This is a genomic window from Chitinophaga caseinilytica, assembly GCF_038396765.1.
Lineage (GTDB): Bacteria > Bacteroidota > Bacteroidia > Chitinophagales > Chitinophagaceae > Chitinophaga > Chitinophaga caseinilytica.
Genome location: NZ_CP150096.1, coordinates 381,411 through 404,632, shown reverse-complemented (window position 1 = coordinate 404,632; position 23,222 = coordinate 381,411). Strand labels below are relative to the sequence as shown.

The window sequence follows — 23,222 nt, the reverse complement described above, 5'->3', positions numbered from 1 at the left end:
AGTTACAACATGAAAAAAGGCTGGAGATCCGCTCCGGCCTTTAAGGTGTATGTATTATTTCTCTAATCCACGGTTTTTGAGGAGGAATTTCACCTCCGGCGCGCGCATCCTGAACGCTTTGTAAAGGTCCATCGGTTCGGCCGTTCCCCCTTTTTCCAGCACGTTTTTCCGGAACGAGTTGGCGGTGGCGGGGTCGAAGATGTTGCCTGTTTCCTTGAACGCTGCGAACGCATCGCTGTCGAGCACTTCAGACCAGATGTAGCTGTAATATCCTGCAGAATATCCGCCGGCGAAAATATGCTGGAAATAGGTGCTGCGGTACCGCGGCGCGATCTGGGGGATGAGACCCAGCTTGTCCATCTGCTGCTTTTCGAATTGCAAGGGGTCTACCTTTGCGCCGGGGGCGAGGGTATGGTATTGCATGTCGAGGAGCGAGGCGGCGAGGTATTCTACCGTCACGAAGCCCTGGTTGAATTTGGAAGCGTCGTCCATTTTCTTCACGAGGGATGCGGGCAGTTGTTCGCCGGTTTTGTAATGTTTGGCGTACATCTTCAGCACTTCCGGCTCAAACGCCCAGTGCTCCATGATCTGCGAAGGCAGCTCTACGAAATCGCGGGGAACGGAAGTACCACTGAGGGTTTCGTACTTCACGTTGGACAACAATCCGTGCAGCGCGTGGCCGAACTCGTGGAAGAAGGTTTCCACTTCGTCGGGCGTGAGCAATGCGGGTTGGTCGCCGGTGGGTTTGGTGAAGTTGCAGACGATGGAAACCACAGGTGCCACGCGCTTCCCGTTTTCGGTGGCCTGTTTGCGGTAGGAGGTCATCCAGGCGCCGCCGCGCTTGGAGCCGCGGGGGAAGAAGTCCATATAGATCACGCCGATATGGTCGCCGTTGGCTTCTTTCACTTCATACGCCACTACGTCTTCCTGGTAAACGGGAATGTCTTTCAATGGGGTGAACGTAATGCCGTAGAGCTTTTTGGCCACGGAGAAAATCCCTTCCCGCACATTCTCCAGCTGGAAATACGGGCGCAGTTCTTCGGCGTCGTAGTTGTATTTTTCCTTGCGTACTTTATCGGCGTAGTAAGACCAGTCCCACGCTTCAAGCTTTTCGCCTTTGCCTTCGCGGTCCATTACCTGCTGCATTTCCGCGGCTTCGTTTTTGGCTACGGGCAGGGCGGCTTCCCAGAGGCGGTTGAGGAGATCATTAGCCTGGGCGGGCGTTTTGGCCATGTTTTCTTCGAGCACGAAATCGGCGTGGGATGCGTAGCCGAGCATACCGGCTTTTTCGGCACGGAGTGCGGCCAGCTGACCAACGATTTCTTTGTTGTCGCGCTCGTCGTTATTGTTGCAGCGGTTGATGTACGCTTTGTACATTTTTTCGCGGAGGGGGCGGTTGGCGGAATATTGCAGGAACGGCATCACGCTGGCGTTGTGGAGGGTGAAGCGCCATTTCCCTTCCTTGCCGGCTTCTTTGGCGCTGATGGCGGCGGCGGTTTTCAGGGAAGTGGGGAGCCCGGCGAGGTCGGCTTCGTTGTCGACGATCAGTTCGAACTGGTTGGTTTCCGCGAGCAGGTGCTGGCCGAATTTCACGGTCAACAGCGAGGTTTCCTTGTTGATCTCGCGCATCCGGGCCTGTTTGGCGGCATCGAGATTGGCGCCGCTGCGCACGAAGGCTTTATAGGTTTTTTCGAGCAGGCGATGTTGCTCGGGTGTGAGTTTTAGGGCGTTGCGTTTTTCGTACACGGTTTTCACGCGGTTGAAAAGTGCAGGGTTGAGATAGATGTCGTCGCTGTTCTGGGCCATTTTCGGGGCGATCTGGCGGGAAATGCCTTCCAGGTCGGGATTCGTATTGGCGGAGGTCAGGTTGAAGAATACGGTGCTCACATTGCGGAGGAGATCCCCGCTTTTTTCCAGTGCGGCCACGGTATTTTCGAAAGTGGGCACGCTGCGCTGCATGGTGATGGCGCCGATGCGCTGCTGCTGCTGCCGGATGCCTTCTTCGAACGCGGGCATGAAATGTTCTGCCCTGATCTCGGCGAAGGGCGGTACTTTAAAAGTCGTGTTGAATTCCAGCAGAAACGGGTTGGTAGCTGCCGGGGCCTGTGCCATAGCGGATGGTCCTGTCGTCATACTCACTGCAATTATCAGGTTTCGGGTAAAATTAGATATGCTCATTGTTGTAACAAGTTGGCTAACGGTAAAAATAGGGAAAAAAAGACAAAGCCCCGCCGGGCGGAGCTTTTGACAATGTTTTGAAGGAGTTGCGGGATCAGGGGACGCGTTTCAGCCGGAAATATTCCCGCTCGGTATCGCTGATCGGATTCATGAAAATCAGGGAATCTCCTTTAATGGTATAAATGTATTCCCGTTTGAGCTGGGTGGCCGTGGGCAGCAACATGTTGAGGGTGATTTTATCCGGCGGTGTGAGGAAAAATCCCTTTCCGCCCTGGTTGTAGCTGGGGTAATTCGCCACGTCCGAAACCCCGAATTCGTACTCCCACCCGTCGAACCGGATGCTGACGTTGGAAATGTTATAATTGACGCCGCCTTTTTCCACATAAAACCTGCCGGCGTATTTCCCGCGGAAGGCTTCCGGGGGCTTGTTCCCGTCTTTCTTGCAGGCCGTCATTACCAGGATGGCGGATAGGAATATGTAGAAAATTCTCATCGCAGTGTTTTCGGGTAAAACGGCGGTCACCGTCTTTTTGTTACTCTTTCGGTGGAAATAGGGGTAAAAATGCGGCCGCCCTGCCACGCGGGCAGGGCAGACCGGAATAGTTTGGGGCTGCAAGACCGGGTTGCGGTCTGAATGGACGTTTGGGGTTAGATGGATTATTGGGGTTAGCTGGATGATAGCTGTTGAATAATTTTGAGGCAACAGTTGGATGATGGGGCTGGATGATTGCAGGTAAAACGGGCAGTAACGCGGATTTGTTACTTCATTTCACCGCTAATCGGCCGCCCTGCCGCATTTGGCAGGGCGAACCGGAGAATTTCGGGGCTGAACCGCCATTTTCATGGCCTGAAATGGATGCTGTTTTCGGGGTGGATGGATGAACGCAGCGGTTTTGAGGTCACAGCATGGATGTGCGGGGTATGGATGATTTTTTGGGGGGAATGGATGCGTCGGGGTTGCGGATGAAATGTATGTTCCGATAAAATCAAAGATCATGCCTTACATAAAAATATCCCTGGATGGTACTCTTGCTGATGGGTTCGCGGTCGTTGTCGGTAAACACACCGCCGCCGCTCATGGTAAAATTGCCGCTGATGTACTCGCCTTTCGCGCCGAGTTCCACAACGTTCAGTGATCCGCCGGCGGGAACGAAGCGCCCGAGGGCTTCTTCATAGAAAACGCTTTCATAATTCCTCCCGGTTTTCGTGTTCGAATATACCAGCGCGATCGTATTGTCCTTGTTCCAGGATCTACTGCCGGTGCCTCCCGGCCAGGCGATCGCAAAGTAACCATCGTCTCCAAAACCCGACATCTCAAACCCTTCATCGTCCGGCCCCGAATGCGCCGGAAAGTGGATCCACGGCCCGCCGTCTACCTTGAACGAAATGCCTTCCGGTATAACCGTCAACGTGCTCACTACCATCAGCTGCTGCTTCCGGTCTTTCAACGTCGCCGTCACATTTGCGATCTCGGGCTTCTGCACCGTGGCGGGTGCGGAATAAGTCCCCTGTCCGCCGTTACCCTGCACCTTTCCCACGCCGCCCACGGCCCACGACCGGATGAAGCTCCCGGGCAAAGGCTTCCCTTCTCCCAATGCAATATCCTGACCGTCGGCAGGCACCAGCGGCGTGAGCAGATCGTCGCCGGAAAGCGGGATGTACGATTTCACCGTAAGCTGCGCCTGGCCGCCCGCCTTCACGGTAGTGGCCACCGGCTCCAGTTGCAGCCATTGCAGCAGGGCCCAGTTGGAGAAATGGGTCGTCTGCACGGAAACGGTTTTTTTCACTTTATCGATGACCGGCGCTTTGGTGAGCCGCCAGAAATTTTTCTCGTCCTGCCACGCAACGCCCAACGCTTCGGGAATGTTCACCCAGCTTTCGTGGCCTTCCCACGAAAATTCGAGGGTCACGGGTTTCTGAAAAACAGTCCCGTGCGGCTGCAGCTCGAAACTTCTGCCCACGGCGCCCGGAGCGGTGTTCTTCACTTCCTGGACCAGGATGTCGGTATTGGCATTCACCGCGCCAACGGGTATACGCAGTTTGAACGAACCGTCGGCCGAAGTGATGGTGGCACCGGCCGGCGTTACCATGGCGACTATGCCTGGGCCAATGGGTTCGCCAATTGGACGGGCTTTCGGATCTGAGGGGATTTTTCCCGGTAATTCCGTTCCCGGCTCCACCGGCTTCGGATCTTTTTTACAGGCTGCCAGCAGCACCAGGGCCGGCAGGAATACGCATAACAACTTTTTCATTTGGGGTTAATTTCTTTTCAGCCGCAAATATAGTTCGCGTGAAACGCCCGCCTATAGGTAGTGCTACCTAGTTGTTGCGGTGCTGGTTATGTGCGGTTTTAACGGCTGGATAAAAGGAAAGCCGCCCGGATGGGCGGCTTTGTGGTATAGGGATTTTTCAGGGATGGTAACAGTTATTGCTTTTGCGCTTCGCGTACGGCTTTGAAGAGCGCCTTGAAGGCTTTTACGTTCTCTTTCGCCAGCGGACGGTACTCGCCGCGCTCGTAATATGCGTCGATGAACTCTTTGGAATTGAACCACATCGTCTCGAAAACGCCCTGCATGCGCTGGCCCAGCGGCAGGGCCCATTCTGCACGGGTGGCGTCTTTCCGGATCTGGAGCACCTGCTTCAGCTGGTCGAGCGCAACTTCCGTGTTGGAACAGGGGCTGGCGAGCACGTTGAACCCTTTCAGCGCGAAGTAGCCCGGTGTGGGAGGGGCGCTTTCATATTTCCAGTCGGTGATCACGATGTCTTTGGAAATGCGGTCGATGGCGCGGTGGGTATCGTTCATGCTGGCCTGCCAGGCGAGCAGGTTGGTGGTTTTACCGTCGATGAGGCGGTCGCTCCACATCCACATTTCCACGTTTTTCTCTTTCAGATGTGCGTGCAGCTTGTTGACGTATTCGGCGAAAATCTCGGATTTATCGCCCCCGCCGCAACGCGGACATTTATCGTAGCCGATGATCCAAACTTCGTCGAGCCCCACGTGCAGCGCGTCTGCCTCGAATGCTTCCACGAGCTCGTCCATCATCGGGAAGAACACTTTCAGCAGATCGGGGTGGCGCGGACAGATGCTTTTGCTGTAGAAATCGAACATGCCGCCGCTTTTCCAGGGAACGGGCGGGTTGTAGTCGGGCGATTCGTCGAACTGGGGATAGGCTTTCAGGAGCGGCCCCATTTCCGTGGCTTCCGACTGGTGGGCCATGAGGTTCATGATGGGGATGAGCCTGATCTTCGCTTCCCTGGCGGCTTTCACGATCTGCTTCACATCGCTTTCGGACAGGGCGTTCTTTTCCGCCACTTCCGGGTGCGATTTGTACTGGTATCCGTATTCGATGCGGATGGCCAGCGTGTTGACGCCTTCCTTCGGCAACGCTTTCCGGACGAAATCACAGAACACGGCTACGTCCTGCTTCGCCGGAGCGCTCATCAGCAGGCCCCTCACGGGCAATTCGTTCCATTTGTACGCGGCCGATTGTGCGGCGGCGGTAAAGCTGGCGGTTGCGAGGATGCATACCGCCAGCAGATTTTTCATGATTTTTTGCATAATTGATTATTCGGCTATCACTTTTCTGATCCTGTCGTTTTTCCTGTCTACCACGTACACCGCACCGTCTGCCCCAACGGTAACGCCGGTGGGCGCGCTGAAGAGAGCTGCGGAGCCGGTGCCGTCCGCGAAACCTGCCGTGCTGCCGCCGGTGAAGGTGCTCACTTCCCACGAAGTGGTATTCACGAAGCGGATGCACTGGTTGGTGTTGGTGGAACTGCCGTCCCAGGTGCCGTTGCCGGCGATGAAGAGGTTGTCGTTCGCGTCTACGGCCACGCTCCAGGGCAGATCGAATTTCGCGGAAGCGGCGGGGCCGTTCACGAGACCTGCCTGGCCGGGGATGCCGATGGTAACGCCGGGTTCCCAGCTGCCGGCTTTGTATTGGCGGATGATGTGGCTGCCGTTCACGACCACGTACAGGTTGCCTTTACTGTCTACCGCCACATCTGAAGGGTAGCTGAGGCTGCCGATGATTTTCTCGGAAGCGCCGGTTGCGGGGTCTACTTTATACACGCTGCCGTCTCCACGCGCATCGGTGTAATAGAGCGTCCCGTTGCGCCGGTCGATGCCCATTCCCCAGGCTTCGAACCAGCCTACGAGGGAGGTGGTGCCGTTGGCGGTCACTTTCCGGATCGTCCATGCCGCGGGGTCGGAAACGTACACGATCCCGTTGCCGGCCGCCACTACGTCGAACGGCATATAGAATTCCGCTTCGGATGCGGCGCCTTCCTTGTAGCCGCTGTTCCCGTTCCCCGTGAGCGTGGTCACCGTTCCGTCGGGCGCGATCTTGCGCACGCGGAGGTTGCCGGCTTCGGGAACGTAGAGGTTGCCGTTTTCGTCGATATCGATACCGCAGCGGTTGCCGATGTTGAACGATGCGGCGGTGCCTTTCCCGTCTACGTAACTGGAATTTCCGCTGCCGGCGAAGGTGGTTACGACGGTGGAGGGTTTGTATCCGAAGTCGTCTGTGCTCGATCCCTTATGGCCGCGGATGTTCACTTCGATTTTGCCCGTCCCGGCTTTGGGAGGGATGGCGATAAGGATGCGGTCTTCCACCACACCGGCCACGAACGCGGGAACACCGTTCACGGTTACGGAAACGCCGCTGGTATCTTTGGTGAAATTGCTGCCGTAGATGAGCACTTCCACGCCAGCGCCGCCTACTTCCGGCGTAAATTTCTCGATCACCACGGGCGCATTGGGATCGTGCTCGAAACCTTTTTCTTTCTTGCAGCCGGCAGTTGCGAACAGCGCCAGCGCGGCTATGAGGGGGAATGCGATATGTTTCATCATTGATGTCGGTTTGATAGGTTTTACCATCCGGTGTTTTGCTTGAATTCCGAATTGCGGCCGGCTACCTTGTCGATCTCGTTTTGCGGAACGGGCAGCCAGTAATCGCGGTTCTGGTTGTTGTTGAAAATGCGCTTTTCCACCACGGGATATTCATATGTCACGTTCCCCTGGCCGATCACTTTCACGCCATGCACCTCGCGGTTGTCGACGATATGGGCGATGTTCCAGCGGCGGACGTCCCAGAAGCGGTGGTCTTCCAGCGCCAGTTCCACCCTTCTTTCATTACGGATCTTTTCACGGATCTTATCACGGTCCGTTCCATTGTAGTTGGGCATGTCCACACGGCTACGCACGGCGTTAATCGCTGCGTTCACGTCTCCCACGGGGCCATTCGCTTCGTTCAGCGCTTCGGCATAGTTGAGGTACAGTTCGGCGAGGCGGATCAGTACCCACTTGCGGTCGGTAGCGCCGGTGAGGTTGAAGAGGTTCACGTTTTCGAGGAGGTATTTGCGGGGCCAGTAGTTGGAGATGACCTGGCCGGGCCGCGGCGCGTCTGCGCCATTGGGATCGAGCGCACGGCCTTTCCACATGGCGCCGGGGAACAGGATGGTTTCTTCGAAACGTTTATCACGGCCTTTATACGGCTCCAGCGGGTTGTACCCGGATGCGGGGTCGGTGATGGGAAGGCCGGTGGCTTTCATTTCATAAGCATCCACCAATTCCTGCAAGGGGTTGATGTTGCCGTAACCGCCGGCACCGCGCGGGTTCATTTCCTGGTCGAGCCCGCCGTCGCGGTAAGCCCCCGGGGCCGGGCGGCTCCAGATCACTTCGCGGCTGAAATATTGCGTGAACGCGTCGCTGTATTTTGCATTCAGGATGTACCCGTTGTTCAGCGCGGTATCCAGCGCAGCGCGGCAGGCCGTTACGGCCGCAGCCCAGCGCGGACCGGCGTTGGTGGGGTTGTAGAGCGGACTGGCGTAATACAGCAGCAGCCTGCCTTTCAGTGCCAGGGCGATGGTTTTGCTGGCGCGGCCCCAGTTGTTGGGGCGCTGGTCGTAACCTGCGGGCAGCAGCGCCGCGGAAGCGTCGAGGTCGCTGGCGATCTGGGCTACGACTTCGTCGATGGAATTCCGTTTGTAGTAAATATCCTCCGGGTTATCGAACGGGTTTTGCACGTCCGTGAGCAGGGGCACTTTCCCCCAGCGGATCATCAGCTGGAAGTAGTAGTAGCCGCGCAGCAGGAGCACTTCGCCGCGGAGGCGCGTTTTGCGATCGGGATAATTCGGATCGTTGGGGATGATGTCGTAATTGGACAGGAAGAGGTTGCAGGAACGGATCTTCCCGAAAAATTCCGCCCACTGGCCCTGCATGGGGAATGCGGAAGGGCTCATGGACGAATTATTGAAACTGCCGGCGTCCGGGTAGGAGGCCGATGCGTCGATAGACTGGTTGGTTTCGTCGGTTGCGCTGCCGAGGATCCAGGCGCCGCCGGGTTTGAACATATTCGGAAGGCTCTGATAGATCACGTTCACGAACTTTTCAGCATTCTCGATGTTCTTGAACACTTCCCTTTCGGTGATTTTATCGCTGGGCTTCCGGTCCAGGAAATTCTTGTTGCATGCGCAGCAAAGGGGCAGCAACAGCCAGATGAATCGCTTCGTAATGCTTGTTATTTTCATGGTGCTGGTTTAGAGGTTGATGGTGATGCCTGCGTTGTAGACGCGCATGAGCGGATAAGGTTGCCAGCCCCAGCGGTCGCCGGTATTGGATTCCGGATCGATGCCCAGCTCGCGGACGTTGTCCCAGCTGAGGAGGTTCATGCCGTTCACGAAAATGCGCGCGTTTTTGATTTTTACGCGGTTCATCCAATGTTTCGGCAGGCGGTACCCGATCTCCACGTTTTTCAGTTTTACGTAATCGGTTTTGCGGACCCAGTAGCTGGAATTGATGAAGTTGTTGCCCATGTTGCTTTCGCTGTAGTGCAGCGCGGGGAACGTGGCGTTGGCGGCGTTTTCCGGCGTCCAGCGGCCTTCGTGGATGGGGCGGTAGCTTTCGCGGTAGTTCCATACCAGCTGTGCGGAATAGATCTGCCGGCCTCCGAGGGCGCCCTGGAAGAGGGCGCTGACGTCGAGCCCCTTGTAATCGATGCCGAAAGTGGCGCCGAAATAGCTAGTGGGCACGTTGAGCATGGGCATCATCACCCGGTCGGCTTCATTGATCACACCGTCTTCCACAACGTCTTTGTACTTGATGTCTCCGGGAATGAGCGGCGCAAAGTTCTGCTTCGCGTGTTTGGAAATTTCGTCCCTCGACTGGAACAACCCTTCCGCCAGATATCCGAGCCCGTACCCGATGGGCAGGCCCACCACGCTCTGGTGCGCATATTCCAGCTTGGGCTCGTCCATTTCCAGGATTTTATTCTTCACGAACTGGTAGTTGATCTTGGTGAAGATCCCCACGCGGCCCACGTCCATGTTCACATGCAGGTCGCCTTCGATGCCGCGGTTCACGATGCGGCCGCGGTTGCGGTTGATGTCTGCCGTGATGCCGAGGTAGGAGGGGATGGTACCGGCGTAGGTGAGGATGTCTTTGCGCAGCTCGCGGAAGATGTCTACGTTGAACTTGATCCTGTCTTTCAAAAATCCGGTTTCGAAACCGAGGTTGGTTTTCGACGCCTTTTCCCAGGTGATGGCGGTGTTGCCGATCCTGCTTTCATAATAACCGCCGTTGCCGGTGGCTACGCTGCCGAAGGTGAACCCGTCGGTGCGGGAGAAGTCGGACATGTACAGCCAGCGCCCGCCGCCGATCTGGTCGTTACCCACATACCCGTGCGAGAAGCGGGCTTTCAGGAAGCTGAGCGCGCCGTCTTTCGGCATGAAATCTTCGTTGCTGATCATCCACGCGGCGGAAAATGCGGGGAAGAAGCCATAACGCTTGCCCACCGGGAAGTTCTCCGACCCGTTGTACCCTGCGTTGAATTCGAGGTAATATTTTTTATCGTAGTTGTACGTCACGCGGCCCACATATCCTTCATACACGCGGGGCAGATCGCCGGCCTGTGTGCGGAGGTTGCGGTTGAAGAGGAACAGCCCGCCCAGCGAATGTTTCCCGAAATCCCGGTCGTACATCAGTTTCAGGTCGTAATAGTAATAGCGCTGCCCGCTGGTGGCGCCGGAACGCTGGAGGCTGGTAGCGGTGCGATGCTGGAAATATTCGCCGTTGAACGTGCCGGGCTTCGATTTGTACCGGTAGGAATCGAACTCCTGGTCGAATGCGGTATTGATATCGCCAAAATTCTCGAACGTGAACAATCCTTTCACTTTCAGGCCAGGCGTGATGAAATCCAGCTTGCGGGTGAGTGCCACGGAGCCGCTCGTGCTATGCCAGTAAGCATCGAGGTAGCCGTTTTGCGTGAGCACGCCGTAGAGGTTATAGAAATCTTCCCGCATGTTCCCGGAAGAGATGCTGCCATCGGGGTTTTTCACGGGCGTGAGGTGATTGGTCATTTGCGACAGCAATACCCAGAACATTTCGCCGCCTGCGCGGTCGAGCGAGGGACTGGTACGGTTTTCCAGGCGGGAAGCCAGGTCTACCTGCAGGTCGGTGTTTTTGTCGAGCGTGATGTCGATGTTGGAGCGGAAGTTGAAGCGGTCGTATTTGTATTTGATACCGTAAATGTTCTCATTGCCGTGTTTGTAGAGGGGCTCCTGGCGCAGGTACGATCCGGAAACGAAGTAGCGGACATATTTGGAACCGCCGTTGATGTTCACGTTCACGGTTTTCTGCGGGGAATAGTCGCGCACCATTTCCGTGTACCAGTCGGTATTGGGATAATCGTAGGGTTTGAGGCCGGTGCGGAAATATTCCAGTTCCTGTTCGCTCCAGCGGGGTGCCATCCCGTCGTTTTTGGCCGCTTCGTTCTGGAGGAGGCCGGAGCGGTAGGAGTCGAGGAACCGGGGGAAGGTAACGGGCTGTTGCAGTGCGGTTTGCGCGTTGATCTGGATGTTGGGAGGCCCTTCCTGGCCGCGGCGGGTTGTTACCAGCACGATGCCGTTGGCGCCCTGGATACCGTAGAGCGCGGTGGCGGAGGCGTCTTTCAGGATGGAGACGGACTCGATCTCGTTGGCGTCGAGCTGGCCGAGGTCGGCGTTCCCGCGGGGAAGACCGTCGATCACGATGAGCGGGTTCGTGGAGCCTGTGGTATTAATACCGCGGATGAACAGCTGCGAATAGTCGGCGCCCGGCCGTCCGCTGCGCTGCACCGTGATGAGGCCGGGGAGTCGGCCGGCGAGGGCGTTGGTCAGGTTGGCGACCGGGCTTTGCTTCAGCTCTTTGGTCTGGATGCTGCTGATCGCGCCGGTAACGCTCTGGCGCACCTGTTTCTGTCCGTAACCCAGTACCACCACTTCGTTCAGGCCGGAGCTGGAAGATTTCAGCACGATGTTGGGGAGCTGCGCGCGCCCGTTCACCGGCACTTCCTGCGGTTCGTACCCGATGTAGGAGACGAGGAGCACGCCGTTGGGCGGCACGCTGAGGCTGAAATTGCCCTGCTCGTCGGTGGCCGTTCCGGTGCTGGTGCCCTTCAGCTGGATGCTCACCCCGATCAGTTCGGTCTGTTCGGCGGAAAGTACCTTTCCCTTTACGGTGATCTTTTCGTCCTGGCGGGGAGAAATGACCACCAGCCCGTCGTCGAGGATACGGTAAGTGAGGGCCCGGCCTTGCAGGATGCGGTCGAGCACGGATGGCAGGGTGGCATTGTCGAACTTGACGTCCACCTTATCCGCTGCGGGGAAGGTCTTGATATTGTACAGGAAGCGATAGGAACTTTTCGTTTCGATCCACTCCAGCAGCTTTTTCAGCTCGATCTGCCGGCTTTCGATGGAAAACCGGTTCTGCGAATATCCCACGGCTGCCTGCAGTTGCAGAACGGTCACAGTCATGAGAATCAGGCATAGCTTCATAAACAATAATGTTTTTCGCAAGAAATGCTTGGGTAATGCTGGTTTTGAACGCAGCGTTTTTTTCATAAATTTGGATTGAGTGTTGAACAATTTGAAACAAAAACCTTCCCGCACGGAAAACTTGTTTCATTCCATGTTTAGCTTAAAGGGTAGTGTGCCAGCACTATCCTTTTTTTAATTTGATGGCGGCCGGAGAGCGCCTAGTCTGATGTAATGCAAGGTGTGAATCGTTCCATAGCTGTTTTTGTTGGTTGACTATTGCTTGATGATGACGGTATCCCCTCTCATGTCGTACGTGAAATTTGCGATCAGCTGCAGGGCATTGAGCGCGTCTTTGATCCCTTCCTTGCGGAATTCCCCCGAAAACCGGTTGTCGTTCAGCGCAGGATCGGCGATGATGATGCGTTTGTCGTACCACCGTTCCATGATTTTGGCCAGTTCGGCGAACGACTGGTCGCGGAACTGGAGGCGCCCTTTGCGCCAGAGCGTTTCTGTGGCGATCGTATCTTTTGTTTTGGTATTGTTTTGGACTTGTGCGTAGAAGTTTCCCCAGTCTTCCCCGCCGGCGCCCGGGGTATTTTTCCGGGTGAGGAGGAGTTTCTGGCCGGGGGCCAGGAGCTGCCGGCGCGCAGGGGCGCTCAGCAGCGAAACGGCGACCTTGCCTTCGATGAGCGCGGTTTCCAGCGCGGCGTCTTCGTTGTAGGCTTTGAGGTTGAAGGAGGTGCCCAGTACCTGGACAGACAGGTCTTGCGTCTGGACCACGAACGGTTGTTGCTGGTCGGGGGCCACTTCGAAATATCCTTCGCCTTTCAGGCGCACGGTGCGGCCGTTGCGGGCCATGTTGCCGGGGTATTCCAGGCTGCTGCTGGCGTTGAGCCACACGCGGCTGCCATCGGGCAGCTCCACGAAGGTACTTTCGCCGGCGGGGGCGGAGGCCAGGAGCATGACGGGCTTTTGTAAGATGGTCCAGGTAGTGGCAGCGCCTGTGATGAGGACGGCTGCCGCGGCGGCAACTTTCCACCAGCGGGCGCGGATGTGGCGAACGGGCGTGGCGGGGGCTTCGGGCATTTCGCCTTCGGCTTTCAGCCGGGCCGAAATGCTGTCGTATACTGCGGCGAGCCTGGGCGCAGGGTCGGGGGCGGCATCCCGGAACGGGGATTCGTACCGCTCGAGCCAGGTTTCCAGGGCTTGTTTTTCCTCCGGGGAACAAGTGTTCCGGAGGTATTTATCCAGCAGTTGCAACAGATGTTGGTCGTTCATTACGTGGGCTTGTGTGAGGATAAGACACGGTATCGGGGCCCGACCCTACCCCCTTCCTGCCAAAATCCTGAATTTTCTCCTATTTTTACCGCCGATCATGGGATATACCGCACTGTCTGATAGGGAACTGGTGACGTTGCTGGCCGGAAACGATGCGCGCGCGTTCGAGACGCTGTACCAGCGGCATGCCGGGGCGATGTATGCCTATGCCTTCCGGAAAGTGCCCGTTCCGGCGATCGTGGAAGACCTGCTGCAGGAGGTTTTTACCAATTTTTACCGCCGGCGGACGGAGCTGGCCCATATCGAGAACGTACCTTCCTATTTATACAACGCCCTCCGCAACCGGATCTTCAACGAACTGCGGAACTCCCTCCTCCACGAACAGCATCACCAGCAAATGCCTTCCGGGCAAACGGCCGACCTGCATATCAATTACGACCTGCGCGAGCTGGAAAAAGCCTTCGCGGCGGCGCTCGACAAACTGACGGAGCGCAGCCGGGAGATATTCCTCCTTTCCCGCCGCGACCATCTCAGCTATAAAGAGATCGCCGAGAAACTGGGGATTTCCGTAAAAGCCGTGGAAAAACACATGACCCGATCGCTGGGCCTCATGCGGGAAGAATTGAAGGGATTCGGCGCCATCGGCGCCGTGGTGATCGCTTCCGGAACGCTGTTCTGACGCGGAAATCCCTAATTTGCGAACATGTTCATCCGAAAAGCGACCGCCGCCGATTACCCCGCCATCATGCAGGTTTGGGAATCTTCCGTGCTGGCCACCCACCATTTCCTCCAGAAATCCGATTTCGATTTGTTCAAAAAGATCATCCCGGAACAATTCCTGCCTGCGCTCGACCTGTACGTGACCGGCGACGATGCACGGCTAACGGGCGTGCTGGGCGTTTCCGGCGAAAACCTGGAAATGCTGTTCATCGATGCGGCATCGAGAGGGCAGGGGATCGGGCAGCAGCTCGTCCGTTTCGCACTGTCGGAACTGGGCGTAACGAAGGTGGACGTAAACGAACAAAACCTCCAGGCCGTGGGCTTCTACCGGAAAATGGGGTTCGTGGAAACAGGGCGGTCGGAAACGGATGGCATGGGGAAGCCATATCCCCTGCTGCATTTCACCTTTCCGCAACAATAGCGCGCAAAGAAAGCCCCAGTCGCTAAAATCGTTATAATTACTGCTAATATCCTTAATCCCCCGCTTGGACGATATGCTATTTTTGTAGCAGGACGTAGATGCGTACGCCCGTCTTTTGTGATCGACCAAAATGAAAGTGAAGACTCCGATGGCCCTGCGGAAGGGCCAAAATTCCAAGGCATACATTCTAACCACGTTTTTACGGTAGCGCCCTGATGCCGCTATTTTATTGTCTAAACATAAGCACATGCGATTTATGAGTAACATCAAATCGCCCGGGTTTCTTATCCCCCTAACGGTCCTGTTTTTAACGGCCGCCTGTTCGAAAGACAACGATGGCGGAAAGGAAGCAGACCCCTATGACCCGGGCAAACCTATCACCATCTCCCATTTTTCCCCGGATTCGGGCGGAAAGGCCACGCAACTCGTCATCACCGGCGATAATTTCGGGAACGATACAGCGCATATCAGGCTGAGCGTGGGCGGAAAGAAAGCGGTGGTGGTAGGCGTGAAGAATAACAAAATCTATGCGCTGGTGCCACGGAAACTCAGTGGCGACGTAGATCTTCAATTGAAGGTGCATGACCGCGAAGTGAGTGCCCAGAAACGATTCAGGTACATCATTACTCAATCCGTAAGCACCATCTCCGGGAAAGTAGGGCCGGATGGCAAAGGCGTTACGGCAGACGGCCCCCTGGCCGAGGCGCAATTCAGCTTCCCGCAGTATATCACCGCAGACGATGAGGGCAACCTGATGGTATTGCAATACGACGGCACCGATTTCCGCGGGCTGCGGCAGGTTTCCATTTCACAAAACAAGGTAACGCGCATCCCCGCCGGATCTCCGTACGGAATTACCATCCGCAAATCCGACAACCAGGTGATCGCCATTCAGCGGGATAACCAGTACCCCGTTATCCTGACCGGGCTGGCGCCGCTCAACAGCTGGCAACCGAAAGCGTTTTACGCCACCACGGCAGGTTCGCCCGTTTTCGGCGCGGGAGATTATCCGCTGGCGGGCGCTTACGATAATACTTCGGGAAAGCTCTATGTCTACAACTGGCTGGCCGGCCGGCTGAATTATGTGAATCCCGCCACGAAAGAGGAAAAGGTGGTCACGCAATTCAACTTCAACGGGTTCGGCCGTGTGGCGGTAGACAATAACGGCGTGATCTACGCCTCCAGCCGCGCGCGCCATTGCATTTTCAAAGTAGACCCCGCAACCGGCAACACCACTATTTTTGCCGGTACCGACGGCGGCGCGGGTTTCCTCAACGGGCCCGGTGCCAACGCGAAATTCAATGCGCCGGAAGACATGGTTTTCGATAGCCAGAATAATATGTATGTAGCCGACTCCCGGAACAACTGTATCCGGAAAGTAACGCCCACCGGCCTTGTTACCACTTACGCCGGAATGCCGGAAGAAGCCGCGGGATACGAGGACGGCCTTCCGCTGAAATCCAAATTCAATTTCCCCAATGGTGTGGCGGTCGATAAAAACGATGTGCTGTACGTAACCGACATGAACAATCACCGCATCCGCGCAGTAACGGTGGAGTAAGCAACACAATTCAACCCATTTAACAAGGAACGTATGTTTAAGAAAATACTGTTCGTTTTTTGCTGTATGCTCGCATGCAGCGCGGGGCTCTACGCCCAGGAGAAATTCACCGTGGAGGGGCAGGTGCTCGACAGTGCCAGCAATGAGCCTTTTCCCGGCGCCACCGTGGTGGTGAAAAATATGCCCAGCCTCGGAACGGTGACAGACGGGAAAGGCCAGTTCAAACTGTCTGTAGCCAAATACGATATCATCCTCGTGACGGCGATGGGATTTGCGGAAAAGGAATACCGGATAACCGGCGGCGGGAGGGTCCTTATCAAACTGTCGCAGAAATTATCGGATGTGGATGAAGTGGTAGTGGTGGGATATGCGACCCAGAAAAAAGCGACGATGGTGGGTGCGGTAACCACCGTTCCCGTGTCTGCGCTCCGGACGCCCACCGCATCGCTCGTTAACGGGCTGGCGGGCAACGCGGCAGGCGTGATCGCCATGCAGCGCACCGGCGAGCCGGGGCGCAACGCTTCGCAATTCTGGATCCGCGGTATCGGGACTTTCGGTGCCAACCAAAGCGCGCTGGTGCTGGTAGACGGTATCGAACGGGGAAGCATCAACGAAATCGACCCGGACGATATCGAGTCCTTTTCCATCCTCAAAGACGCTTCCGCTACGGCGGTTTACGGGGTGAGAGGCGCCAACGGCGTTGTGCTCATTAACACCAAGCGCGGAAAGGCCGGCAAGCCTTCCATCAACTTCCGCGTAGAGCGCGGCACCCTTCAACCTTCGCGGCTGCAAAACTATGTAGGCGCCTACGATTATGCCCGCCTTGCCAACGAAGCCCGTGAAGTGCGCGGCATGAACCCCGTGTACAACAGGGAAGAGATGGAGATCATCAAATACGGACTCGATCCGGATATCTATCCAGACGTAGACTGGCGCGCCCTCACCATCAAAGACCACACCAGCAACCTCATGGCCCGCGCCAGCATCGGCGGCGGCGGCAACACGGCGCGGTATTACCTGTCGGGATCATATTACAATGAAGAAGGCCTCTATAAATTCGATAACCTCAACAACTACAACAGCAACGTCAATTACAAGAAATATACTTTCCGCTCGAACGTAGACGTAGATGTTACGCCCACGATGCTGATCAACATCGGCGTGGGCGGCAACATCGCGCAGCAGAACCGGCCCGGCATTGCATCCGATTTTATCTGGGGATCGATGGGCACGCTCACGCCGCTCACCGTTCCGCTGCAATATTCCTCGGGGCAAATGGCGTCTTACGGAATGAACAACCAGGCCAACCCTTATGTGCTGTTAACGAAAACCGGTTTCATCACAGATTGGCAGAATACCATCGAAAGCAGCCTGAAGCTCACGCAGGAGCTGCCTTTCATTACGCCGGGCCTGAAAGTGCACATCCTTTATTCGTTCGACTCCTACAATGTGCACAACATCAACCGCGTAAAATTCCCTGAACTGTACCTGGCCCAACGCCAGCGAGATCCGGAAACCGGCGCGCTCATGCTGCAGAAGAAAACTGAATCTACCCCGATGAGCTTCTCCAAACTGGCCTACGGCACCCGTTCCCAGTACCTGGAGGCAGCGTTGAACTATTACCGGGTTTTCAATAAAGACCATTCGGTATCCGGCCTGTTGCTGTTCAACCGGCGGGATAAGGTAGACAACCAGGCGGTTACCGACGTTACCTCGATCCCTTACCGCGCGATGGGCACCAGCGGCCGCGTGACGTACGGTTACAAATCGCGGTACCTCATGGAAGCGAACTTCGGGTACAACGGCTCCGAGAATTTCGAGATCGGCAACCAGTACGGCTTCTTCCCGTCGATCGCCGCGGGATGGGTGCTGTCTGAAGAGCCCTTCATCAAAAAAATCCTCCCGGATCTGCGCCAGCTGAAGCTGCGGGCATCATACGGGCTTGTAGGCAACGATCAGATCGGCGGCGGGAAACGCTTCCCTTACATGACGTTCGTGAATACGGGCGCACCGGGCTACAGCTTCGGCGATTATGGCAACAACTATTTCCCCGGCATCCGCGAAGGCGAGCTGGGGGCCGACAACCTGGGCTGGGAAGTAGACCACAAGCTGAACTTCGGCGTGGATTTCAACTGGGCAGACCGGGTTACCGTTCAGGCAGACCTGTTCCGCAGCAAGCGTACCGGCATCTTCATGCTGCGCACCACCCTGCCCGACGTAGTGGGCAACACCACCGCGCCCTGGGGCAACGTGGGCGCGATGAAGAACGCGGGTTTCGATATGAGTGCCAGCTATACCCATCAGTTCAACAAAACCATCGTTACCCTGCGCGGTAACTTCACCTATACCCACAACGAAATCCTGGAGTACGACGAGCCGAAGCCGCGGTTCCCCTACCAGGGCCTCAAAGGCTTCCCGTACGGCCAGCTGAAAGGATACAAGGCATTGGGCCTCTTTAAAGATTCCGCGGATATCATGAGCAGCCCCGTGCAGACTTTCGGCGAAGTGCGCCCCGGCGATATCAAGTACCGCGACGTAAACGGCGATGGCCTCATCAACGACGATGATAAAGTGCCCATCGGCACCTCCACCGTTCCGCAGGTCGTGTATGGCTTTGGTGCGGAAGTACGGTACGGCGATTTCGACCTGGCTTTCCGGTTCCAGGGCGCTTCCAAATCTGATTTCTTCTACGCGGGATATGGGATGTTCCCCTTCGTGGGCGGTGAAACCGGCAATGTGCTCGATATCGTCAACGATCCCGCCAACCGCTGGACGCCCGACTGGTATTCCGGCGGCGGCAAGGGAAGCCCGAGCACCGAGAACCCCGACGCAAGGTTCCCCCGCATGACCTACGGCAACAGCACCAACAACAGCCAGGCTTCCACTTTCTGGCTGGCCAATGCCAAATACATCCGCCTCAAGGAAATGCAGATCGGGTACACCGTTCCCCCGTCCTGGCTGCGCCGGCTGAAAGTGAAAACCCTCCGCGTGTACGCCACCGGGTTCAACCTGCTCGTCTGGGACAACGTCAAGCTCTGGGACCCCGAGCTGGCCGGCAGCGGCGGGCTTGCCTATCCCATCCAGAAAACCGTCTCTTTTGGGATAGACCTGCGATTCTGATAACCGATTGTTGAAGCTGAATTTTTAGTTTATGAAGCCATTTTTCCGCCTCCTTTTCGTATCCGCAGCCATGCTGGCGGTATCGCAAATGACGGCCTGCAAAAAATTCCTGGACGTTCGCCCGTACCTGAACGATCTGATGAACATGGACACCGTGTTCGCCAAATCTTCTTACGCCACGTCTTACCTCTACGACATTTACAATTACATCCCCGACGAATCCGACTTCTTCCGAGTATCCGGAACGCCCTGGGTGCCCGCGTCTGACGAAGCCGTGCAGGTATGGAAACGCGCGGATCTGCCAGCATCCTACATCGCAGCCGGCGAATACGATGCTACCACGGGGTATTACAACTTCTGGACGAACCTGTACCGCGGGATCCGCTCGGCCAATATTTTCATTCACCGGGTAGATGAGGTGAAGGATATGTCGCAAGGGGAGAAGCAGGACAAGAAAGCACAGGCGAGGTTTCTGCGCGCCTACTTCTATTTCTGCCTGATCCAGCAATACGGCCCGGTGATCATTGCGCCGGAAAAGCCGCTGGAGTTCAGCCAGCCGATAGAAGAGCTGATGCTGGCCCGTTCCACCTACGACTCCTGCGTGAATTATGTAGCGAAAGAGCTCACGGAAGTGGCGGAACTGCTGCCTTTGAGCACATCGCCGACTACCATCGGGCAACCGACGAAAGGAGCTGCCCTGGCGGTGAAATCGCGCCTGATGCTGTATGCCGCCAGCCCGTTGTTCAACGGGAACACGGAGTACGGCGGGTTCCGCACGGCCAAAGGTGTTCCGTTTATCAGCCAGCAGTTCGACGACGGCAAATGGGCACAGGCCGCCGCGGCCGCCAAAGCCGTGATCGATCTCAACCAGTATGAGCTGTATACCACGCCCAAAGTGCCTGAAACGGCGAAGCTGCCTGCGAATGTGCCTGCGGGCAGCTATCCGGACGGCGCGGGAGATATCGATCCGTTCCTGTCTTACCGCGATATGTTTGCCGGTGGAGACGTGTTGGCCAGCAAGAACCGCGAAGCCATCTTCGTCCGCTCCGTCAATTCCCTCAACAACACCATCCAGTTTTGCATGCCGCGCCAGACCGACAGCTGGAATGGCGGCGGCGCCACGCAGAAGCTCGTAGACGCTTACTACATGCGCGATGGCCGTACGAAAGACAACGCCAGCGTGGACTATCCCTACAGCGAAAACGGGTACACCGCTACGGCAGACGAGTTCACCCGGTCGGGCGTGTTTAAAATGTATGCCAACCGCGAGCCCCGTTTCTACGCATCTATCGGCTTCACCGGATTTTTCTGGAAAGGGACGAGCGCGGCGAAAGACTGGCGCAAAAATTTCGTAGTGGAATATTACCGCGACGGGAACGAAGGAAAGGCCGGCGGAGATTATCCGTTGACGGGCTATTCGATCCAGAAATACATCCACCCGGAAGACAGCTACACCTGGGAAGGTGCATCCCGGTCGCGGAAAGTTTTCATGCTGTTCCGCATGGGCGAAGTGTATCTCAATTACGTGGAGGCCCTCAACGAGCTAAGCGCCGCGCATATGGTGAATGGCAAGGAATACAAGCGCGACCTGGCAGAGATCGCGAAGTATTTTAACCGCATCCGTTTCAGGGCGGGCCTGCCGGGATTGAGCCCCGAAGAGCTGGGTTCCGCCGCATCGCTGCGCACGGCCATCCGTCGGGAAAGGCAGATCGAGCTGGCGTTTGAAGGCCGCCGGTACTTCGATACCCGCCGCTGGAAAATTGCCCCGCTCGAGGATGCGAAGCCCGTTACCGGCATGAACACCGAGATCACGAAAGCCAACAAAGACCAGTTCTTTGTGCGCACCATCGCGAAGGAAGCCGTACGGAAGTTTTCCCTCAAACAATACCTCTGGCCCATTCCGAAACCCGATATCAACAAGAACCAGTCGCTCGTCCAGAATCCGGGATGGTGACGCATTAATTCAATTTGAAATGATTCGCATGAGAAAATCATACTGGTCCTGCCTGGCCGCTGCCGCCATCCTGATGTCGGCCTGCGAGAAAGACGCCACGCAGGGAGAATTATACAAAAAGCAGGTGTACATGGTGCGGAGCGGCGTGCTGAGCGCGGATGTCATGTTCGGCGCCGAAAACCCGGCCTTCGTGAGCGTGTACGTAAGCGGCGTGGCGCCTAACGACCGTGATGTGAACGTGGGGGTGGAAGTGGTGCCCCGCATCGTGGATAGCCTCAACGACATCGCAACTACCGGCACCACGCTGTATACGCCGTTGCCTGCGGCCAATTACAAGATCAGCAACATGTCGGTTACCGTGAAATCGGGTGAGGAATACGCCCGTCTTCCATTCACCATCACGACCAATGGCCTCGATGCCAAGAAGGATTATGTGTTGCCGGTCAGCATCGCGCGGTCGTCGGAATTTGAGATCGTCCAGGATAAGAAATGGGTGCTGTATCACCTGGTGTTCAATAACCAGTTTTCCGGCGCTTACAGCATGACCGGCCTTCTCGGTTCGGAAAGCATCGGGAAAGAGAAAACCCTGCGCGCGATGTCCGAAAATTCGCTGGAAATGTATGCAGACAAGGTGTTTGAAGATACGGTGAATGCGAAATACAACATCCTGTTGACGCTTGCGGCCGACCGGTCAGTGACGCTGACTTCCGCCATGGAGATTACCGCAACGGGTGTCAACAAATATCTGCCGGACACGAAAACTTTCCTGTTGGACTATACCTATAAAGACCCTGTAAGCGGCGAGCTGAAGCGCGTGCAGGAAACGCTGGTGAAGTTAGCACAACCTTGAGTTATACAAATCCCCAAAAGTCCGGAAGCGCCTCCTGGTGGGGCGCTTTCTTTTTGCCCGGAGGTTGCTGTCATGATAAATGTCCAACTTTCCGGGCATTTCTTTTCTTTTTGCGTGAGGCGTGATCAATACTCGATCAGCTTGCCAAGTTCATCCACCTGGATAGCATATGATAGTGGTTTGAAGGCATAGCGTTCTTTCGAATGACAGAAAGGATATACTACGATCATCTCCCTCCAATCCCGGAAAAGAAAATCGAGGAATCCGGTGGGGTTTACCGGCATCCATAAATCGCTGCCTTCGAACTCAGTTTTTTTCAAGGGAAAATACAGGTCGGGGTTGAATGACGGCCATTCTTTGTAATACATGGCTTTTCCATCTTCGAAATACAGCCAAATATCGATAAATGGGAATTTGTAGTCATAGCCTTCGATGTTGATCCCATTTTCGTCCCAGATTTTATAGAAAATGGAAGGGTTACCGCGGAAGTTCGCATGAATCAGCTTATGTTTCAGTGTTCCTGATTTATCAAGCTGAGCTAATAGTTTTTCAATGTCGTGGTGATGGATGCCAAGATCGATATCATCGTCCCACGGCATGATGGCGTCATGCCGGATGGCGCCCAGTAGCGTACCTCCGTGCAAGACGAGTTTGACGGCGGCTTCGTCAGCTTCCAGACAAGTCTTTCGCAACAGGTCGCGGGCCATTTGTTTAGTGTCGGCAGTCCAGGCCGGGTAGTTGAAAAGCTTGTTATGGACAACCTGTCGGCGGGCAAGATAGCTGGGCGACAGGCTGTAATTGTAAGTGAAGATGTCTATTTCATCGTAGCTGATAGATAATTTGTTGTCGATGGAAAGGTTGAGTAATTCCTCGTCAAATGGCTGTCTGATGAGAGGGCAAAGCTGCATCAGTTTTTTTGCACCTCCTTTGCTGATGAAATAAATCTGGCTTCCCCAGAAGTAACCCATGATGGAGGGATGTACTTTCAGTTGTGCTTCTTCGGGTTTGCGGCCGAAGGGAAAAAAGACATCTACTTCATCAGGAATCTGTGAAGCGATATCTTCCAGCATATCGTCGCTGCAATTGACTGCTACTCCATCCTCCACTATTATGCACCATTTCTTTTCCTTTTGCAATAGAAAATGTGATATAGCCTGCCAGTTGGCACGAAAATATTCGATTTCAAAATCGCTCAGCCCGACACCCCATTCTTCATCCTGATATTTTTCGTCGACGGCTATAAGGGGCTCCACGGGACGGTCGATAATGGTTCGCTGACCGTTCTTTTCCAATGCCACGAGGATGCCGTTATTTTTTTGAATAGAAAGCATGTATTTCTGCATGG

General features: G+C 55.9%; 15 protein-coding genes. 6 read left to right on the top strand and 9 right to left on the bottom strand.

Going from position 1 to position 23,222, the window contains the following annotated elements; all coding sequences use genetic code 11:
• Window positions 1–54: 54 nt before the first annotated feature.
• The 8 genes from WJU22_RS01640 to WJU22_RS01605 form a co-directional block, all read right to left on the bottom strand.
• Complete coding sequence (locus WJU22_RS01640; protein WP_341841559.1) at window positions 55–2,133, bottom strand: M3 family metallopeptidase; 2,079 nt, start codon at window positions 2,131–2,133, stop codon at window positions 55–57.
• 139 nt (window positions 2,134–2,272) lie between these two features.
• Window positions 2,273–2,671 (bottom strand): hypothetical protein, encoded by a 399-nt coding sequence (locus tag WJU22_RS01635; protein ID WP_341841558.1) that lies wholly within the window; start codon window positions 2,669–2,671, stop codon window positions 2,273–2,275.
• A gap of 493 nt (window positions 2,672–3,164) precedes the next feature.
• Window positions 3,165–4,430, bottom strand: a complete 1,266-nt coding sequence (locus tag WJU22_RS01630) for a hypothetical protein (RefSeq protein ID WP_341841557.1) — start codon at window positions 4,428–4,430, stop codon at window positions 3,165–3,167.
• A gap of 173 nt (window positions 4,431–4,603) precedes the next feature.
• Window positions 4,604–5,725, bottom strand: a complete 1,122-nt coding sequence (locus WJU22_RS01625) for a family 20 glycosylhydrolase (RefSeq protein ID WP_341841556.1) — start codon at window positions 5,723–5,725, stop codon at window positions 4,604–4,606.
• An 18-nt stretch (window positions 5,726–5,743) separates the two neighbouring features.
• Complete coding sequence (locus WJU22_RS01620; protein ID WP_341841555.1) at window positions 5,744–7,030, bottom strand: IPT/TIG domain-containing protein; 1,287 nt, start codon at window positions 7,028–7,030, stop codon at window positions 5,744–5,746.
• A 20-nt stretch (window positions 7,031–7,050) separates the two neighbouring features.
• Entirely contained in the window at window positions 7,051–8,709 is a 1,659-nt protein-coding gene (locus WJU22_RS01615; protein WP_341841554.1) for a RagB/SusD family nutrient uptake outer membrane protein, read from the bottom strand.
• 9 nt (window positions 8,710–8,718) lie between these two features.
• The gene (locus tag WJU22_RS01610) at window positions 8,719–11,991 is read right to left on the bottom strand and encodes a TonB-dependent receptor (RefSeq protein WP_341841553.1); all 3,273 of its coding nucleotides are present in this window, start codon (window positions 11,989–11,991) and stop codon (window positions 8,719–8,721) included.
• Between the two features lie 255 nt (window positions 11,992–12,246).
• On the bottom strand, window positions 12,247–13,251 hold the full coding sequence (locus WJU22_RS01605) for a FecR family protein (protein WP_341841552.1): 1,005 nt from the start codon (window positions 13,249–13,251) through the stop codon (window positions 12,247–12,249).
• A gap of 97 nt (window positions 13,252–13,348) precedes the next feature.
• Between WJU22_RS01605 and WJU22_RS01600 the strand changes: the two genes are divergently transcribed.
• The 6 genes from WJU22_RS01600 to WJU22_RS01575 all read left to right on the top strand — a co-directional run bounded on the left by WJU22_RS01600 (window position 13,349) and on the right by WJU22_RS01575 (window position 21,877).
• A complete protein-coding gene (locus WJU22_RS01600; protein ID WP_341841551.1) occupies window positions 13,349–13,930 on the top strand; it encodes an RNA polymerase sigma-70 factor in 582 nt (193 codons plus the stop codon).
• Window positions 13,931–13,954: 24 nt separating this feature from the next.
• Window positions 13,955–14,392 carry an acetyltransferase gene (locus tag WJU22_RS01595; RefSeq protein ID WP_341841550.1) on the top strand — a complete coding sequence of 146 codons (438 nt, stop codon included), beginning with the start codon at window positions 13,955–13,957 and terminating at the stop codon, window positions 14,390–14,392.
• A gap of 247 nt (window positions 14,393–14,639) precedes the next feature.
• Complete coding sequence (locus WJU22_RS01590) at window positions 14,640–15,953, top strand: IPT/TIG domain-containing protein (RefSeq protein ID WP_341841549.1); 1,314 nt, start codon at window positions 14,640–14,642, stop codon at window positions 15,951–15,953.
• Window positions 15,954–15,986: 33 nt separating this feature from the next.
• Window positions 15,987–19,073 (top strand): TonB-dependent receptor, encoded by a 3,087-nt coding sequence (locus WJU22_RS01585; RefSeq protein ID WP_341841548.1) that lies wholly within the window; start codon window positions 15,987–15,989, stop codon window positions 19,071–19,073.
• Window positions 19,074–19,104: 31 nt separating this feature from the next.
• Window positions 19,105–21,027, top strand: coding sequence for a RagB/SusD family nutrient uptake outer membrane protein (locus WJU22_RS01580; RefSeq protein ID WP_341841547.1), 1,923 nt, complete (start codon window positions 19,105–19,107; stop codon window positions 21,025–21,027).
• Window positions 21,028–21,055: 28 nt separating this feature from the next.
• Window positions 21,056–21,877, top strand: coding sequence for a BT_3044 domain-containing protein (locus WJU22_RS01575; protein WP_341841546.1), 822 nt, complete (start codon window positions 21,056–21,058; stop codon window positions 21,875–21,877).
• Between the two features lie 125 nt (window positions 21,878–22,002).
• Here the strand turns inward: WJU22_RS01575 and WJU22_RS01570 are convergent, their stop codons facing one another.
• The gene (locus WJU22_RS01570; RefSeq protein WP_341841545.1) at window positions 22,003–23,220 is read right to left on the bottom strand and encodes a LicD family protein; all 1,218 of its coding nucleotides are present in this window, start codon (window positions 23,218–23,220) and stop codon (window positions 22,003–22,005) included.
• Window positions 23,221–23,222: the final 2 nt, after the last annotated feature.

What these genes read in the sequence shown, in the direction of transcription:
- WJU22_RS01640 (WP_341841559.1), bottom strand. Translation starts at nt 2,133, where the DNA reads ATGACGACAGGACCATCCGCTATGGCACAGGCCCCGGCAGCTACCAAC.
- WJU22_RS01635 (WP_341841558.1), bottom strand. Translation starts at nt 2,671, where the DNA reads ATGAGAATTTTCTACATATTCCTATCCGCCATCCTGGTAATGACGGCC.
- WJU22_RS01630 (WP_341841557.1), bottom strand. Translation starts at nt 4,430, where the DNA reads ATGAAAAAGTTGTTATGCGTATTCCTGCCGGCCCTGGTGCTGCTGGCA.
- WJU22_RS01625 (WP_341841556.1), bottom strand. Translation starts at nt 5,725, where the DNA reads ATGAAAAATCTGCTGGCGGTATGCATCCTCGCAACCGCCAGCTTTACC.
- WJU22_RS01620 (WP_341841555.1), bottom strand. Translation starts at nt 7,030, where the DNA reads ATGATGAAACATATCGCATTCCCCCTCATAGCCGCGCTGGCGCTGTTC.
- WJU22_RS01615 (WP_341841554.1), bottom strand. Translation starts at nt 8,709, where the DNA reads ATGAAAATAACAAGCATTACGAAGCGATTCATCTGGCTGTTGCTGCCC.
- WJU22_RS01610 (WP_341841553.1), bottom strand. Translation starts at nt 11,991, where the DNA reads ATGAAGCTATGCCTGATTCTCATGACTGTGACCGTTCTGCAACTGCAG.
- WJU22_RS01605 (WP_341841552.1), bottom strand. Translation starts at nt 13,251, where the DNA reads ATGAACGACCAACATCTGTTGCAACTGCTGGATAAATACCTCCGGAAC.
- WJU22_RS01600 (WP_341841551.1), top strand. Translation starts at nt 13,349, where the DNA reads ATGGGATATACCGCACTGTCTGATAGGGAACTGGTGACGTTGCTGGCC.
- WJU22_RS01595 (WP_341841550.1), top strand. Translation starts at nt 13,955, where the DNA reads ATGTTCATCCGAAAAGCGACCGCCGCCGATTACCCCGCCATCATGCAG.
- WJU22_RS01590 (WP_341841549.1), top strand. Translation starts at nt 14,640, where the DNA reads ATGCGATTTATGAGTAACATCAAATCGCCCGGGTTTCTTATCCCCCTA.
- WJU22_RS01585 (WP_341841548.1), top strand. Translation starts at nt 15,987, where the DNA reads ATGTTTAAGAAAATACTGTTCGTTTTTTGCTGTATGCTCGCATGCAGC.
- WJU22_RS01580 (WP_341841547.1), top strand. Translation starts at nt 19,105, where the DNA reads ATGAAGCCATTTTTCCGCCTCCTTTTCGTATCCGCAGCCATGCTGGCG.
- WJU22_RS01575 (WP_341841546.1), top strand. Translation starts at nt 21,056, where the DNA reads ATGAGAAAATCATACTGGTCCTGCCTGGCCGCTGCCGCCATCCTGATG.
- WJU22_RS01570 (WP_341841545.1), bottom strand. Translation starts at nt 23,220, where the DNA reads ATGCAGAAATACATGCTTTCTATTCAAAAAAATAACGGCATCCTCGTG.